This window comes from Microbulbifer thermotolerans, assembly GCF_900112305.1.
In the GTDB taxonomy this organism is placed as follows: Bacteria; Pseudomonadota; Gammaproteobacteria; order Pseudomonadales; family Cellvibrionaceae; genus Microbulbifer; species Microbulbifer thermotolerans.
The window spans coordinates 1-1,173 of the sequence record NZ_FOKT01000030.1; the positions used below are offsets into that span (position 1 = coordinate 1).

Genomic DNA, 1,173 nt, shown 5'->3' on the forward strand with positions numbered 1-1,173 from the left:
AGAAAAGCCAGATGGCTAAGGTCATGGGAAAAGCGGATAAAGAATTGAGGAGTAGATAATATGAACTGGATAACTAGATACAAACTAGTATTAATAATTTTATTCTTGGTTTCAAGTAATAAGTGCAAATTTTTATGCAGCGAGCAAATCGTCTCGCTGCCCCATAAATAACTCATTCGGCGACCGGCCGCCTCTACTTGCTCTTGGTCTACCGTTTAAGCGCTCCATAACAAATTGAACTTCCTCATCTGTCACCTTGGTAAAATCTGTATCCTTCGGAAAGTACTGCCGAATGAGGCCGTTGGTATTTTCGTTGATCCCCCTCTCCCAGGATGCATAGGGGTGAGCAAAATAGATGTCCGCATCTAATCCTTTCGCTATCACACCGTGCTCAGCAAACTCTAGCCCATTGTCAAACGTGATCGTTTTGATCTTATCTTTCAGGTGTATCATGTGATCAACTGCGGCACTGGCTAACAGATCAGCTTTTTTCCCAGTTAAGCGAACAATAACTGTGTAAAGCGTCTTTCTCTCAACCATGGTCAGCAGCGCCCCCTTGCGTCCTTTGCCGATAATGGTATCGCCTTCCCAGTCGCCTACTCTGCCACAGCGCTCTACAATAGCGGGCCGCTCTTCTATGCTTACACGGTTCTTGATCCTTCCGCGCCGGTCTCTGCTGCCATAACGCTTGCGGTAGGGCTTTGAGGCGATTCGCAAGTGAGTGTATAAATCTCCACCACTGATTTTGTCGGCATAGATCAGCTGATAGATCGTCTCGTGATGCAGAGACACCCCTGTGTGTCTTTCCAGGTAACTCACCACTTGCTGTGGACTCAATTCCTGGCGAATTAACACTTCTATCTGACCCCGCACCTCACCGGTTATCTTTCGAGCCTTGTACGCTTCATGCCTCCTGGTGTCGGAAAACTTTTGTGCCTGCCCTGGACGGTATCCTCTCTGTCCAGCGTTACGGCGTAGCTCACGGCTGATTGTGGAAGGATGTCGCCCCAGGTTTTTGGCAATCTCAACTTGAGAGTGCCCGGCTGTTTTCAGGCTGTAGATCTGGTATCGTTCATTCTCGGTCAGCTGGTTGTAGTTCATCAGTGCTTTTCTCTTGGCGGGGAAAGGCGCAACTCTACCAGCTGGCCGTCCCTTTACCAATTGCACTTATTA

Annotated in this window: 1 protein-coding gene; it reads right to left on the reverse strand. The window is 48.3% G+C overall.

Annotated elements, in window-relative coordinates; all coding sequences use genetic code 11:
* Positions 1-132 precede the first annotated feature (132 nt).
* On the reverse strand, positions 133-1,101 hold the full coding sequence (locus tag BM155_RS16710; protein ID WP_074904459.1) for an IS30 family transposase: 969 nt from the start codon (positions 1,099-1,101) through the stop codon (positions 133-135).
* Between the last annotated feature and the right edge of the window lie 72 nt (positions 1,102-1,173).